Source organism: Ruegeria sp. BHSB058, from assembly GCF_059613285.1.
The window spans coordinates 1-12,569 of record NZ_JBXWSF010000099.1; the positions used below are offsets into that span (position 1 = coordinate 1).

General features: G+C 57.6%; 14 protein-coding genes. 4 read left to right on the top strand and 10 right to left on the bottom strand.

Features of this window, described 5'->3' with window-relative positions:
- Both AC2FNB_RS18470 and ubiA read right to left on the bottom strand, forming a co-directional pair.
- Window positions 1-1,361 (bottom strand): OmpA family protein (locus AC2FNB_RS18470; RefSeq protein ID WP_496748350.1); only part of this gene is annotated, 1,361 nt, incomplete at its 3' end.
- 108 nt (window positions 1,362-1,469) lie between these two features.
- Entirely contained in the window at window positions 1,470-2,432 is a 963-nt protein-coding gene (gene ubiA, locus AC2FNB_RS18475) for a 4-hydroxybenzoate octaprenyltransferase (RefSeq protein WP_496748351.1), read from the bottom strand.
- Window positions 2,433-2,444: 12 nt separating this feature from the next.
- Between ubiA and AC2FNB_RS18480 the strand changes: the two genes are divergently transcribed.
- The 4 genes from AC2FNB_RS18480 to AC2FNB_RS18495 all read left to right on the top strand — a co-directional run bounded on the left by AC2FNB_RS18480 (window position 2,445) and on the right by AC2FNB_RS18495 (window position 5,936).
- Window positions 2,445-3,170, top strand: coding sequence for a 16S rRNA (uracil(1498)-N(3))-methyltransferase (locus tag AC2FNB_RS18480; protein ID WP_480748654.1), 726 nt, complete (start codon window positions 2,445-2,447; stop codon window positions 3,168-3,170).
- Window positions 3,167-3,973: a hypothetical protein gene (locus AC2FNB_RS18485; protein WP_480748655.1), complete on the top strand. Its 807-nt coding sequence runs from the start codon at window positions 3,167-3,169 to the stop codon at window positions 3,971-3,973. The genes AC2FNB_RS18480 and AC2FNB_RS18485 overlap by 4 nt, the downstream gene beginning before the upstream one ends.
- Window positions 3,970-4,497, top strand: a complete 528-nt coding sequence (locus AC2FNB_RS18490; protein WP_496748352.1) for a hypothetical protein — start codon at window positions 3,970-3,972, stop codon at window positions 4,495-4,497. The genes AC2FNB_RS18485 and AC2FNB_RS18490 overlap by 4 nt, the downstream gene beginning before the upstream one ends.
- 68 nt (window positions 4,498-4,565) lie before the next feature.
- Window positions 4,566-5,936 (top strand): glutamate--cysteine ligase, encoded by a 1,371-nt coding sequence (locus AC2FNB_RS18495; protein WP_480748657.1) that lies wholly within the window; start codon window positions 4,566-4,568, stop codon window positions 5,934-5,936.
- Between the two features lie 71 nt (window positions 5,937-6,007).
- On the opposite strand, the gene AC2FNB_RS18500 is transcribed toward AC2FNB_RS18495, so the two are convergent.
- The 8 genes from AC2FNB_RS18500 to AC2FNB_RS18535 form a co-directional block, all read right to left on the bottom strand.
- Window positions 6,008-6,541, bottom strand: coding sequence for an outer membrane protein (locus AC2FNB_RS18500; RefSeq protein ID WP_480748658.1), 534 nt, complete (start codon window positions 6,539-6,541; stop codon window positions 6,008-6,010).
- 268 nt (window positions 6,542-6,809) lie between these two features.
- Entirely contained in the window at window positions 6,810-7,286 is a 477-nt protein-coding gene (locus AC2FNB_RS18505; RefSeq protein ID WP_480748659.1) for a YHS domain-containing (seleno)protein, read from the bottom strand.
- 458 nt (window positions 7,287-7,744) lie between these two features.
- Window positions 7,745-8,350, bottom strand: a complete 606-nt coding sequence (plsY, locus tag AC2FNB_RS18510) for a glycerol-3-phosphate 1-O-acyltransferase PlsY (RefSeq protein WP_480748660.1) — start codon at window positions 8,348-8,350, stop codon at window positions 7,745-7,747.
- On the bottom strand, window positions 8,350-9,630 hold the full coding sequence (pyrC, locus tag AC2FNB_RS18515) for a dihydroorotase (protein WP_496748353.1): 1,281 nt from the start codon (window positions 9,628-9,630) through the stop codon (window positions 8,350-8,352). The genes plsY and pyrC overlap by 1 nt, the downstream gene beginning before the upstream one ends.
- On the bottom strand, window positions 9,627-10,031 hold the full coding sequence (locus AC2FNB_RS18520; RefSeq protein ID WP_496748354.1) for a hypothetical protein: 405 nt from the start codon (window positions 10,029-10,031) through the stop codon (window positions 9,627-9,629). The genes pyrC and AC2FNB_RS18520 overlap by 4 nt, the downstream gene beginning before the upstream one ends.
- A gap of 50 nt (window positions 10,032-10,081) precedes the next feature.
- On the bottom strand, window positions 10,082-10,471 hold the full coding sequence (locus AC2FNB_RS18525) for a hypothetical protein (protein ID WP_496748355.1): 390 nt from the start codon (window positions 10,469-10,471) through the stop codon (window positions 10,082-10,084).
- Window positions 10,456-10,980: a hypothetical protein gene (locus AC2FNB_RS18530; RefSeq protein WP_496748356.1), complete on the bottom strand. Its 525-nt coding sequence runs from the start codon at window positions 10,978-10,980 to the stop codon at window positions 10,456-10,458. The genes AC2FNB_RS18525 and AC2FNB_RS18530 overlap by 16 nt, the downstream gene beginning before the upstream one ends.
- Complete coding sequence (locus AC2FNB_RS18535; protein ID WP_480748665.1) at window positions 10,977-11,912, bottom strand: aspartate carbamoyltransferase catalytic subunit; 936 nt, start codon at window positions 11,910-11,912, stop codon at window positions 10,977-10,979. The genes AC2FNB_RS18530 and AC2FNB_RS18535 overlap by 4 nt, the downstream gene beginning before the upstream one ends.
- Window positions 11,913-12,569 lie beyond the last annotated feature (657 nt).

A 12,569-nucleotide genomic window follows, 5' to 3' on the forward strand; every position in this document is an offset into this window, starting at 1 on the left:
AAACTGATGTCCAGCTTGAAGTCCTGAGCCTCGCCTAGTTTGTCGGATAGCAACCGTGATATGTCTGCATTTGCATCTTCGTCATGACTCATGCCGCGGATGATGACTGTTTCCACTGTTACCGAAAGAGATCCATTGTGAAGGCGAGACAAGGCGTCGAGACCGGCAAGAACTCGGACTGACCAGTCGGCGGGCAAATCAGGCACGACGCGAGTGGCCATGTGTACGGCTTCTGATCCGAATGCGGCCTTGGCATAACTGTCGACCATCTCCCGCAGCAATTCGTCTCCCAGGCGTCCGCGCAGTTGCACCAAACCCTCGGGGCTACGTGTCGCAGTAAACTCCAATACCTCGGCGGCAGTTTTGACTTCAGGTTCGGGCAGAACGGCGTGCAGTGCGAACACGTCGGGCAAGCTGTTCTCCAACTCTCCGACGACCCTGTCAAACGTCGACTGATCCGTTCCTTGCTGCGCGACCAGCGTGATATCCGCGTCCGCTATTGTGACGCTGCCACGTCCAAGCTCGGCCAGGGCGCCGATGCTGAGCTCTGCAGCGCTTGCCCACCGCGGAGACGGAACACCCAATCCGATAGTGCAGTTGATCTTGCCGGTAAGGCCAACACGATGTGCGGCGGCGATAATGCGATCCCTTGCCGTTTCGTCTTGTGCCGAACACGCGTCGAAACGCCCTCCTGATTCGTCGATCAGATAACGAAGTGTGAAAGGGGTGATAACCGGGCGGGGGGCTGAAATCGCAAGTCCGATGCGCAAGCTCGGCGGTGCGGCCTTTGTGAGTTCCTGCTCTAGACGCACCTTTTCCTTGGGACTGTCCGCGATTGCCGTGACCTTGACCAGCCCGCCGCTGGCAGAAACCTTAGCGCGGGGTAACCGGGATAGCGCGGAAATGGCATAAGCAAGCGCATCGTCCCACCCCCTCGGCTTGGGATAGTCCGCTGTCTCCATCAAATCCGATACCCGTGCTTGCCGGTCCAAGGCTTGCAGGGATGAAATGAGTCCTTCGCGATCCTCGGTTGCGGGGATCAGGCCAATAACGGATATCCCGCTGTCATTGCGCAGAATTTCCGCTGAAAATCTGGGTGGTGCCAGATCGGCGGTCGGCGCAATATCCAACTCGTCGATGACGCGGGAAGGGTCAACTTCGGCACCCGCAACCGTTAGGGCATTGAAACGGGCACCTTCGTCAGCGGCGGTTCCAGTCAAAATGACTCGTAACCCGTCGGCTTGAACCTCCGCCCAGTTATGCCCCTTCAGGTCCAGCGCCCGCCGAATAGACGCTTCGGAACTTTGCTCGACAGCGGTTACGGCAAAGCTAGCGCCAAACAGACACAGTCCGGCCGCCATCACAAATGTCAGAGCGACCACGAGGGAAAAGGGAACTCGCATATGCAGATCGGGTATCTCGTCATGCTTTTGGCCGGGAGTCTTACAACCGCCCGGCCCAAGGTGCAATCACAGCAGCAGTGCAATCCCGAAGAAGATCAGCGGAATAAGGCCGGTGTCGCGGTTGGCGCGAAAAAGCTGCAGCAGTTTGGCGTTATTCTCGATATCGAGGCCTCGCAGTTGCCACGCCATATGCCAGCCCATCGCCCAAGGCCCCGCAATCGCAAGAACCATTGCCATGATCGACGCATCGGGCAGGGCCGCCTCGATCACGGCCAATCCCATCAGGCTGACGGTGGCAATCAGAAAGTACTTCAGCCATTTCGCGGTATCGGTGCCAAACAGGCGGGCTGTAGACTTGATGCCGATAAGTTCGTCGTCTTCAGTATCCTGATGCGCATATATCGTGTCATAAAAAAGGGTCCACGATATGCCGGCCAAATACAGAAGAATAGCGGGCCAGCCCACTGTGCCACTGTGGGCGGCCCAGGCCAGCAGGGCGCCCCAGTTGAAGGCCAGACCAAGAAACACCTGTGGCCACCATGTGAAGCGTTTGGCAAAGGGATAGATTGTGACGGGTAACAGCGAAAGAACACCCATAGCAATTGCTGCCATGTTGAAGGTCAAAAGAATCATCAAGGCAAGCAGGCACTGTACCACCATCCAGATCACCGCTTTTCGAACCGTGACCTGCCCTGAGGGAATGGGTCGCGAGCGTGTTCGTTCCACCTTGCCGTCGAAATCCCGATCGGAAATGTCGTTCCAAGTGCAGCCCGCACCGCGCATAAGAAAAGCTCCAAGGGCGCATCCGATGCCGATCCACAAATCCGTCCATTCGGGATCCCCACCATCCAGAACAGCAAGGGCCAACCCCCACCAGCAAGGGATCAGCAACAGCCACGTTCCAATGGGACGATCCGCGCGAGACAACCGGAGATAGGGCCGGGTAAAGGCGGGGGCGTGGGTGTCAACCCAGTTGTCCTTGATCGCGTCGGCGACTTGTCCGTCTGGTGTTGGGGCTTTGCCTTGCATATGTAGGGTCTCATGAGTGCGAAAATCAGGCTGTATGTAGAGCACCGATTGGGTGCGGGGCAATCGGTTCCTTTGACGCGCGAACAGGCGCATTACCTGTTCGGCGTGATGCGCCTTGGCATTGGCGCTCCTGTTGCCCTGTTCAACGGGCAGGACGGTGAGTGGCAGACCGAGGTGTTGGAAACTGGAAAGAAGGGTGGCGTATTGCGATGCATCCAGCAGACACGCACGTTGCAGATGCCCCCGGATTTGTGGCTTCTGTTCGCGCCCATCAAAAAGGCACGAACCGATTTCATCGTGGAAAAGGCCGCCGAGATGGGAGCTGCACAAATCATTCCGGTTCAGACGGATTTCACCAATTCCGAGCGCATACGTCAGGATCGACTGCAAGCTCACGCGATCGAGGCTGCCGAGCAATGCGGCGGAACATTCGTTCCCAAGGTCAGCGACCTGACAAAACTGGATCGGTTGCTGGATCAATGGCCTGAAGGCCGCCGACTGATGTTCTGCGACGAGGCCGAGGCCGGATCGGCCTTGCGCCTGGCGAAAAGTGAAAAAGGCCAACCCTGGGCGATTCTCATTGGCCCTGAAGGTGGATTTTCAGAAAAGGAGCGCACCCGGTTGTCCACATTGCCCTTTTCCCATGTGGTCAGCCTTGGCCCTCGTATCTTGCGTGCAGATACGGCTGCGGTTGCCGCAATGACCTTATGGCAGCAGGTATTGGGGGACTGGAGGTGACGGCACCTCGCCTGCATGTGCTGACGGCCATTAACTCGGACCGTGCAGTGGTCCTGCGACGCGGGCCGAGCGATCAGGTGGCATCCATTCTTTGGGACCGAAAAAAAGACACCATTGAATTGGGTCAATGGCTTAATGGGCGCATTCACGAGTACCGCTCGGACATTTCGCCAGACGGTAAATATCTCGTCTATTTCGCCGGGCGCGGGGGGCGGTGTTGGACGGCCGTTTCGCGCGCGCCCTGGTTGCGGGCGATTTCCTATTGGCCTCAGTCGCACAGCTGGCATGGAGGAGGTGCATTTACTGAAATCGGCGCACTGTGGCTGAATGGAGCGGAAGCGCCAGCTGAAATGCAAGATGGATTGCGGCCTGCCGCTACAGATGCGTTTTCCCATTCCACCGACGGGTTTCACATGGGCGGACTGGTGGCCGAGAAAATGCGCCTTCGTGGCTGGACGCACGATTGTGGCGACCGGTACGAGACGATCCTGCGCAAACCCGTATCAAGCGGTTGGGCTTTGCAATGCGGGTTTCGTATTGGGGAAAAGAACCGGGCTTTGGTATCCAGCAATTATGCCCTGATAGGCCCTGGAACCGACGCGGTTGTTGATCTGCCGGGTTGGGAATGGGCCGATCTTTGGCAAGGAGAAATACAATGGGCCGAAAAAGGCGTGTTGTGGCAGGCCCGTTTGGCAGATGATGGAGACCTTGAAGATCGTGTCCAGAAGTACGATTTCACTGACATGACCTACGATGCGATCAAGGCGCCCTACAAGGGTGTTCAGGGAAGCCCCGAAACATGAGCTTTGTTCGTCCCGAAGCCAAGGCGGCCATGTGGCGCTGGCGCGAGATTCTGGTTGCTGCTGCGATGATGCTGGTTGGTATCAGCTGGATTGGTGGTCCGGGCGGGTTATTGGGCTGGCTGGGTTGGGTGTTGATTGTCGTTTCAGTCGCGTTGACGGTCATAGGTATTCAGCGGGGACGGTTTCGCAACGGTGCAGGTGGGCCCGGTGTCGTTTCGGTTGACGAAGGCCAGATTTCCTATCTGGGTCCTCTGACTGGCGGAGTGGTCGCCGCGCGTGAACTGGAGCGTTTGGCGCTTGATCCAACCACTCGGCCCGCGCATTGGGTGTTGGAGCAACCAGATCAACCCAGTCTTCACATCCCGGTTAATGCCGAAGGTGCCGAGGCGCTTTTTGACGTCTTTTCGTCCCTTCCCGGAATAAAAACCGAACAGATGCTGTCGGAGCTTTCAGGACGCGCGGTTCACCCGGTCGTGATCTGGGAACGTCATCCTTCTCGTCCACAGGGGTTGCGGTTGCATTGACACCGGAGGCGTTTACCCTCAGGACTTCCCCCTACATTTTCTAGAGACCCAGCATCGGAGCGCGGCCTATGTCTATCCCTCAGTCCGGCGGAGGACCGATTGAACGCCATGAACAACTGGCCGAATACCTGGCGGATGGATGCAAGCCCAAGGTCGAGTGGCGCATCGGAACCGAGCATGAAAAGTTCGGCTATTGCAAGGACACGCTCAAGCCGCTCCCATACGAGGGGGAACGCTCGATTCAAGCCGTGCTTGAAGGGTTGCGCGACTTGCATGGTTGGGCACCATTGGAAGAAGGCGGTAAGCTGATCGGGCTGACCAAGGACGGTGCCAACGTTTCGCTCGAACCGGGTGGTCAACTGGAACTCAGCGGAGCGCCGCTGGAAACGATCCACGAAACCTGTGACGAGGTAAACGCGCATCTGCGTGACGTCAAGGATATCGCTGACAAGATCGGTGTGGGCTTTATCGGTCTGGGCGCGGCCCCGATCTGGCGGCACGAGGACATGCCGTTGATGCCCAAGGGCCGCTACAAGCTGATGGACAGTTATATGCAAAAGGTCGGCACCATGGGCACCACCATGATGCGGCGGACCTGTACGGTTCAGGTCAATCTTGATTTCGCCTCCGAAGCAGACATGGTCCAGAAACTGCGCGTCGCCATCGCGTTGCAACCGGTGGCCACGGCATTGTTCGCCAACTCGCCGTTCCTTGACGGCAAGCCCAATGGTCACAAATCGTGGCGTTCGCGGGTATGGCGCGACCTGGATGCCGACCGTACCGGGATGGTACCTTTTGTCTTCGAAGAAGGTTTCGGATTCGAACGTTGGGTGGAATATGCGCTCGATGTTCCGATGTACTTTGTCTATCGCGATGGGAAATACATCGACGCGCTGGGCCAGTCGTTCCGTGACTTCCTCAAAGGCGAACTGCCCGCATTACCGGGAGAGACGCCGACATTGTCCGATTGGGCGGATCATCTGACCACTCTTTTTCCTGAGGCCCGGATCAAGAAGTTTATCGAAATGCGCGGTGCCGATGGCGGTCCGTGGCGCCGCTTGTGTGCGCTACCCGCATTCTGGGTCGGGCTGACTTATGAACAATCATCGCTGGATGCGGCGTGGGATCTGGTGAAAGGCTGGGACGCCGAAACCCGCGAGGAGTTGCGCATCGCAGCCAGTAGAGATGGTCTGCAAGCCCAAGTGAATGGTATCAAAATGCATGATCTGGCGCGCGAAGCCGTGGCAATTTCCGAGGCTGGTCTCAAGGCGCGCGCTCGACCCGGTGCCGGAGGACTGGTGCCAGATGAGGCCCATTTCCTCAATGCATTGAAGGACAGCATCGAAACCGGCAAAGTACCGGCAGACGAGTTGCTGGCGCATTACAAAGGCGATTGGGATGAAGACCTGACGCGAATTTACCGGGCGTTCAGCTATTGAGCACCTCTGCGGTTACTGTAACCGTGTGTGGCCACACTACCTGAATCCGGTAGTGCGGCCCTCGTTCACTGTCAGAACCGGTAAGCCAGACGAATTTGGAACGTGGTTGCGTCCACATCGACGCCGGTCGAGTTGAAATTGTCAAACTCGTGATAAAGCAATTCGCCGGCAAGGCTTATGTTGGGCACGATGATCTGTTCATATCCTGCGCCGATGAACCAACCGTCATCACTTCCAAAGTTGTCGGTTCCGGCTTCGGCATAGCCTGCAACGCCGTAAAGCAGGCTGTCGGGGTTGATCTTGTATCCCGCCCGCGCTTTCAATCGCCAGACATCCTCGACAGTGGCGGCCCCGGACAGATCGACGTCGGTCCAGTCATAGTCGAACCCGGCGCCAGCGACCCAGGTGCCAAAGTCATAGTCATATCCAAGGATGATACCGCCAATAACACCGTCACCGTCCAGCCCAGATACACTGGTGTCGACGTCGGCATAGCCGATCTCTGCCCCCGCATAAAAGCCGCTCCAATTGCCCGAAGATTGCGCCAACCCCGGCCCCGTCGCCAATGTTGCCAAGGTCGAAACAAGTACCAATTTTCCCGTCATCTCAGTGTCCTTTCGTACAAATGCATTCTTGGGATGCGCATCGGCTCAAAGGGTAGGCCCACTCCGATACACCCCGATCCGCAAAGCGGATCACTGGTTTCCCACTTATTCCGAACATTTGATGAGCAGTGCCAGAATCTGTTGGCCCTGCAGGTCCATTAATCAGGACTCATTGATAATCGACAGATTATCCTTCTCAATCAACGGATGCAAATCTCAAGCGGCGGCAGTATGACCTGCCGCCGAAATATCGTGTTTTCTCGGCAAGTTATTGCTGCTGCAACGCCGCCGGGTCTTTGTCTGCGATGTCTTCCCAGTTGACACTGGCTTTTTCGATAAAGCCGGGAATATCGCCTTCCCATTTCTGTTGAATTTCTTCCGACAGGTTCAGGTAGAGCTTGTTGTCGACGATTTTCCAGTAGTTTGGATCGCCGTCAAACTTGAAGCCCATCGCCGTGCCAAAGGCGCAATACCCGCCATAAGCCGGAAGATACGCTTCGGGGTTGGCTTCGAACGCGGCCTTGTTTTCTTCAGAGGCAAAGCGGTACAGGGCATCGTCATGCAGCGTGGTGATTTTCCAGTTCCCCTTGGTTGCCTCGCCTTCGGTGAAATAAGCAACCGGGTCATAGCCCTGCATTGCCAAACCCGTTGAAGACGCATTGATTTCCACGCCCGCTGCCAGTGACGAACTTGCCAGCGCGACCGACAGTGCGACGCCACTGAGGAGTGTTTTGATCTTGTTCATGGATTTACCTTTTTATGCGCTGGCCGACCCGCCGAAATTTCGCTCAGCCAACTATGTGAAGACATGAAGTGCCGCGAAATCTGCGTCACGCAACTCGAGTTGGGACGCGCACTGTTCACGTTCAAAACAAACAATTGTGTATGTGCGAGAGCGAAATGAGATTGTGCGGAAATAGAGAGTTCCAGCTTGTGATCAACGACTTGGAACCAGACCGACCACAAAGTCCACGACTTTCTTTGCGGGCATTTCACAAGGGCGCAGAAGGGTCTTGCCGTTTGACAAGATGTAAAGGTTCAAGCTGATATAGTCGGTGCCGCCTAACTCGTGAGCGACAAGCTTGTGCGATCGTTTCCCAGCCAGTTCGGTCCGACTGGCGATATATCTGCGGCCCTGCGACTTTCCCTGAAAACTGCCCGAAGGTAACGCAAAGAAGGCGTCCAAAAATACCTGCGGCGCTTTCAAGAGCGTCCGATCTTCGGTTCGGTCCCGGCCTTGATGCGAGAGATATTTGCTGAATGGCGCCAAAAGATAAGCAACGTCAGGAGAATTCCCAGCAAAAAAGCAGTCCCGTGGTCGAGGACCAGCAGCCAAATCGTCGACGAAGCCGCAGCGGCAAGCGCGCCCATTGATGAAATACGTGTCACCAGTGCAGCGACAAGCCAGGTCAGGCAGCAGGCAAGTCCCACTGGCCAGGCAAGTGCCAGCCAAATACCCAAAAAGGTCGCCACCCCCTTGCCACCCTTGAAGCCAAGCCAGATCGGGAAACAATGCCCAACAAAGGCGCTCAATGCGGCAAGCTGTGCCGCGTCCTCTCCCGTAATGGCGCGGGCCAGCAAAACAGCGGCGGCGCCTTTTCCGGCATCGAACAGCAATGTCAACGCGGCAGCAGCCTTGTTGCCTGTGCGCAGGACGTTGGTGGCACCGATATTGCCCGATCCGATCTGACGCAGGTTTCCAAGCCCCATGATCTTGGCCACGATCATGCCGAAAGGAATGGACCCCAATCCGTATCCAATCACAGCCCAGATCAGGAGTTGGGCCATAGTGTTTTCGATGGGCGGCATTACGCTCTCCGGTAAACTTCTTTGCCTGCGACATAGGTTGCCGCAACCCTACCTTGCAAACGCTGGCCGTCAAACGGAGTATTTTGCGATTTCGATTTGAGGGTGAAACGATCGAGCACAAATGGCACATCCGGATCGAACAACACCAAATCCGCGGGTGCACCTTTGGAAAGCCTGCCGCATTCCAACCCCAGCCGTTTTGCCGGGTTCAACGCCATGGCGCGGAATAACGTCGACAGATCAAGTTGTCCGGCGTGGTAGAGGCGCAGCGCAGCGGGCAACAGAGTTTCAAGCGCGACCGCACCCGAGGCGGCCTCTTCGAAGGGCAGACGTTTGCTCTCCTCGTCCTGCGGAGTGTGCATCGAACTGATAATGTCGATCAGCCCTGTCCGTACGGCCTCTATCACGGCTTGCCGGTCGTCTTCCGAGCGCAACGGCGGCTTGATCTTGAAGAAGGTGCGATAGTCGGCCACGTCCAATTCGTTCAGGGTCAGATGGTGGATCGAGGTTCCGGCGGTGATGTCCAGCCCGTTGCGTTTGGCCCGTTCCAGCGCGGGCAGGGCGCGGGCGGTGGTGATCTGGTCGGCATGATAGGCCGCCCCGGTCATCTCCAGCAGAGCAATGTCACGGTCCAGCCCCATACGTTCTGCCATCGGCGAGACCGAGGGCAGGCCATATAGCGTGGCAATTTTGCCGCTGGTCGCGGCGGCGCCATTGCTCAGGCCCGGTTCCTGCGGATGGGCGATAACCAGTGCGCCGCATGAACGTGCATAGGTCAGCGCGCGCGAGAAAACCTTGGTGTTGGCGACCACATGATCGCAATCGGTGAAAGCGACCGCACCGGCATCCAAGAGAAACCCGATTTCGGTCATTTCGCGGCCCTCGCGGCCTTTGGTGAGCGCAGCCATCGGCAGAACGTTCACCGGCGTATCTGCCTGTGCCCGTCGCGTAACGAATTCCAGCGTCTCCGGCGTGTCGATGGCGGGTGTCGTATCCGGGCGTGTGATGATCGTGGTCACGCCGCCCGCCGCCGCCGCCTGGCCGGCGGACCTGTAGCTCTCCTTGTGCCGCTCCCCCGGTTCGCAAACCTTGACACCAATATCGACGATACCGGGCGCGAGGCATTTGCCGCCGCAATCTACGGTCTGCCCATCAGAACTCGGCGCGTTCCCTTCACCGCGGGCGATGATCCTGCCATCGGCTACCTGCAGCCAGCCGGTCGAGTCTGTCTTGGCCTCCGGGTCGATCAGGCGGGCATTGGTGAAGAGAATAGAAGTCATTGTGTGGCCTCTCGGGCTTGGTTCAATGCCTGAAATGCGGCATCCGGATCGGATAGATGATCGAAGGAGAAATAAGGGTGGCGACTGAACAAAACCGCTCGCCGTGCAATTCGGAAGTTCAGGAAACGGTCAATTTTCAAAGCTTTAGACTTGAGGTCTTTATTGAGCAGTCTCGCATTTTCCGAGGTAACGACATAAACTTTTTGCGCACGAACGTAACGATCTGCATAAAGCAGAAACCCAAATCCTATCGTGCAACAAGAAGTCATCCAAAAATCTCTGGCGGTTGCAAAGATCCAAGGGCTTGCCAGCCAAACGAAGGCAATCAGACCAATTCCGGCCTTGTAGACCCAGCCGACCCGGGGCGGGAAAAAACCCTGATCCGGTTTTCCGATCCACAAAATCTCTTCTGTCTCGGGAATTTTGTCGCGCCACCATTCATCCCTCCCACTCACTGGATTGCCCTTTCGATGGCGGCCTTGGTGGCGGCAGGATCCGCCTGATACTTGATCAGATGCTTGTCGCCGTTTCGGGTGACGATCTGAACGAAGCTGCCCAAGGTGCGCACGGTTTCGATCTGGTTGAGCGTCATCCTGCGCTGACCGGGTCCGACGAGGGCGCCGTCCCGGATTTCCCAGTTGGTGGCCAATTCCTCGGAGGCCAGATACCAGGCGCGCACGACGACTGCGGCCAGCCCGGCTGGCGCGCCGGTCCAGATATAGGGGTTGCCGATCAGCCAAAGAACCGCCATTGCTGCAGCCATGGCAAAGGCGGCAAGCCACGCATTGGTGCGGATATAGGCCTGTTTGTCAGCGGGAAAGCGGGTCACCTCACCAGCCACAGAACACCTCCGACAATGAGAGCCATGATCACGGCGAACAGCGCAAATCCGATCCGCCGGGCTTGGGCACGGGCCTGACGGGGTGGGACGCGCGGCGCGGAGTAGGGTTTTGCACTTTCGGTTTCGATGGGTTGCCCGGCCCAGTTCGTGGTCGCTTCAGTGAAAAGTCCAGCCAGTTGCACCCTTTGGTCAGGGTTCAATACAGTAGCGCGCCCATTGAACGCCTTGCTGCGTATAACCATGACCCAACCTGCGAGCGCATCAAGTTTTACCCGATCAAGCTGGCCGTCGGAAATGCCGCAACCCTCGGTCAGGTATCCATAGAGGCCTAGTTCCGCCAGATCGGAAACGGGGAATACCTCGATCTGTGAATGGTCCAAGCCTTGTATGTTCAGAACCTGTTCCGCCGCGCCCGGTTCACGCAAAAACCGTGCCTCTTCGGCACGCATGTCGAGCGTGAACAAACGTAAAACGCCTCGTTCGCTTGGGGCGACGGTCAATCCACTCATGCGGCCTCGCGCAAATTGCGGGCCAAAAGCTCCATCGCGGCCATGCGGACGGCGACACCCATTTCCACCTGCTCCTGAATAACCGAGCGATTGATGTCGTCCGCCAGTGTGCCGTCGATCTCGACGCCCCGGTTCATCGGGCCCGGATGCATCACTATGGCGTCCGGTTTCGCGAGCGAGAGTTTATCTGCATCAAGGCCGTAGCGGTGATAGTACTCTCTCTCGGATGGGATGAACCCGCCATCCATCCGCTCTTTCTGAAGCCGCAACATCATCACGACGTCCACGTCCTGAAGGCCTTCGCGCATGTCATCATACACCTCGGCGCCGAATTCGGCGAAATGGCCGGGAACCAGTGTCGGCGGACCGATCAAGCGGATGCGGTTTTCCATCTTGCCCAGCAGAATCAAGTTCGAGCGTGCCACGCGGGAATGAGCAATATCACCGCAAATTGCCACGTTCAGCCGGTGGAGCCGCCCCTTGGCGCGGCGGATGGTCAAAGCATCGAGCAGCGCCTGCGTCGGATGCTCGTGCCGTCCGTCGCCTGCGTTCAAAACAGCGCAGTTGACCTTCTGCGACAACAGGTCCACCGCGCCGGAATGCGGATGCCGCACCACCAGCAGATCGGGATGCATCGCGTTCAGGGTCATCGCCGTGTCGATCAGTGTTTCCCCCTTCTTGATCGAACTGGCTTGCATCGCCATGTTCATCACATCCGCGCCCAGCCGCTTTCCCGCCAGTTCGAAGCTGGCCTGCGTTCGTGTGGAGTTTTCAAAGAACATGTTGATCTGCGTCAGGCCCGCCAGAACATCGGCGCGTTTGGCCGATTGGCGGTTAAGCTCTACGTATTTCTCAGCCAGATCCAGAATGGCGGTGATGTCAGCGGGTGAAAGCTGTTCGATGCCAAGAAGGTGACGATGGGCGAAACTCATGGGGCGAACTCCGATCAGACATTCGGGCCGCTTATAGAAAGGACGCGCCGGTCGGGCAACATGATCTAACGGTCCTTCGCGTTTTCCTTTTGCGGCAGTTCCTCGCAGCCTCCATCCTGGGTGCAAGCAAAGCCCGGTTTGCACCATTTCCCATAGCCGCAATCAATGGCGCGAACCGGGACGCAACCTTGATGAGCCGAGCACTTGAAACCGGGGCGGCATTGCGACCCGGTTTCCGGGCACAAGAACCAATCCGGACGAGAGCAGCCACCATTCGGCAAACAGGTCGATCCGCCGGGGCACACGCGACCATCCTTGCACGTATTGCCTGACGGTGCTTGAAGTTTCGGTTCCTCCTGGCGCACGCATTCCCCAGTAGCAGTACAGATCATTCCCGGCCCGCAAGTCAGGCCGGAGGTGCACTTGCCAGATCCTTTCGGAGCGCACCGCGTTCCACCCGCGACGCATTCTTCAAACGGCCCGCAGGAACGACCGCCGCCGCAATATGTGCCGCCAGAGGGGATGCAGTGACCATCCCAACTGCATCTTTCGGAAAGGTTGCAGCAATTCGATTGGCCGCACTGCAATTTCCCTGCCGGACATTGATTGTGGAAGTTGGCGAGTGCCGATTGGTTGCTCGCGAGAACGAGAGCAATT